The organism is Rhizobium sp. BR 317 (genome assembly GCF_047445835.1).
GTDB lineage: Bacteria > Pseudomonadota > Alphaproteobacteria > Rhizobiales > Rhizobiaceae > Rhizobium > Rhizobium paranaense.
Window position 1 is genome coordinate 1 of the sequence record NZ_JARWLB010000089.1, and the last position, 2,293, is coordinate 2,293.

1 protein-coding gene is annotated in these 2,293 nt (G+C 55.8%); it reads left to right on the forward strand.

Going from position 1 to position 2,293, the window contains the following annotated elements; translation table 11 throughout:
- Positions 1 to 2,109 (forward strand): nicotine dehydrogenase subunit alpha NdhA (gene ndhA / locus QD357_RS31880; RefSeq protein ID WP_414126002.1); only part of this gene is annotated, 2,109 nt, incomplete at its 5' end.
- Between the last annotated feature and the right edge of the window lie 184 nt (positions 2,110 to 2,293).

A 2,293-nucleotide genomic window follows, 5' to 3' on the forward strand; every position in this document is an offset into this window, starting at 1 on the left:
GTCATCAACCCAGACAATACAGTGACCTACACGATTCCGCAGACCGAAGTAGGGCAGGGTGTCACGACGACAATTCCGCAAATGCTTGCCGAAGAATTGGACTCAGACTGGGAAAAGACGAACGTGGCTTTTTACGATCMTGCCATCAGCAAGGCTCGCGGCACGCCCTATGTCTKGACCACGACGCTTGGAAGTTTGTCCGCGCACTATCTATTTGCGCCCTCGMGGCTCGCGGCAGCGCAAGTCCGCGCCATGCTTATTGAATCGGCGGCAGCACGCCTTTCCGTGCCGGCGGAAGAGCTGACGACCAGCGGGAATCAAGTGCACCATGGCAAGAGCGKCCGTGCCCTGAGGTACGCCGACGTCGCTGCAGCAGCGGTGAAGCTGACTCCTCCACCAGCTGAGAAGGTTGTATATAGGTCGGTTGCCGATCGCCGCTTTATCGGTAAGCCGATAGCCCCTCGCAGTACCGTGCCTGCAACGCGCGGAGAGATCGTATACGGTATCGATGTAGACTTGCCAGGTATGCGGTATGCCGCCGTGCAGCAATCCCCGGTMTTTGGCGGTAATCTTGTTMGCATCAAAGATGAGGCGCTCAAGGGCTTGCCGGGCCATCCTGTGATTGTCAAAATTAAAGGCGGATTCGTTGGCTACAATTCGCCAGTACCGGACGGGGAGGATCCMGATCTGTGGGCCGCTGCGGTAAACATTGATGACACCGTTGCCGTMGTCGCGGATAGTTGGTGGGAGGCTAAATCAGCCCTGGAATCACTCGAGATCGAGTGGGATGGCGGACCCCATGCTGCTCTKACATCGGAAACGTTGAAATCATCGCTTTCTAAGCAGGCAGGCGGGGAGTTGCCTGTGTTGGTTGAGACCGGTGACGTCGCCAAAAGGATGAAGGAAGCGGCGCGATCACTGACCGCTGAATATGTTTTCCCGTTCATGGATCCCGCGCCGTTGGAACCGCTCAATTGCACGGTACTAATTGAGAAAACCAAAGCGACTGTTTGGGCCGGGAGCCAATATGCCGACGATGCCCATCGTATTGCAACTGAACTMACGGGCGCGGCTCCGGAAAACGTAAAGTTCAACTTGATGCAATGCGGGGGCGGCTTTKGTCGCCGCGTCCAGAACGACTTCGTGTATCAGGCGGTTCAGGTTGGCAAAGCCATGTTGGGAACGCCAGTGAAAGTGCTGTGGAGTCGAGAGGAATGCATAAAGCGTAGCACCTACACRCCCCTCACGGTCGTCAAATTCGCGGGTGCGCTGGATGACGACGGAAACATCGATACMTGGTCATGCCGAATCGCCAGCGCACAAGCCGCGTTGCAATCCTATGGTGGAACGCATTTTCCTTTCTTTTTCCCGAACATGCAAATCGCCTACCAACGCGACAAGACCACACCMATTCCATTCGGGTGGATGAGGGGTGTGGGGTTAACGCAGCACTTGTGGATGAACTTCGGCTTTCTCGATGAGCTGGCAGTCTTGGCCGATAAGGACTCCGTCGATCTGTATAGGGCGCTGCTTGACCCATCCCTCATCCCAAAGGGCCTTGAGAATTACAACATTGCAGTCGCACGCTCCCAGACGCTCCGTCGGGTMCTGGATGCTGCCGCCGAGAAAGCTGGCTGGGGTGAGCGTGCGAAGACMGGCTCGGGCCGGGGCATAGCGGTCAGCGACACTGCTTACTATCTCGGCTACGAGTCGTCGTCCAAGGCGGCGGTGGTCGACGTAACGATCAAGGACGCATCCGTTCGTGTAAATAAGGTTGCGATAACAATCGACGCCGGCACCATCATCAATCCGGATATCGTACGGCAGCAGCTTGAAGGATGCATCTCCTACGCCTTGACGAACGCCTTCTACAGCGAGATCACCGTGGAGGATGGTCAGGTGCAGCAGAACAACTTTTATGACTACCCAATACTTCGCATTGGGCAGGTGCCCGAGATTGAAATAAACCTGTTACCAAGCGACGGCTCCCCCCAGAGCGTCGGTGAGGATGCTGTTCCCATCACGATAGCCGCACTTGTCAACGCAATCGCGGACGCCGGCGGACCGAGGATTAGGTMGCTCCCGATCAAGGAACTGACTTTAGTATAAAACCTCTCCCTCTGAAACCCAAAGAGCCGCTGCACGGCGGCTCTTCATCATAAAGGAAGATCCTTTGAAGCTATTCGCAACCGCATTTGCTGCTGCATTCTCACTGCTGCTTCCCACTGTTTTGTACGCTGCCGACTACAAAGTGGAAATGACAAACAAAGCGGCAGACGGAACAGTAATGGCT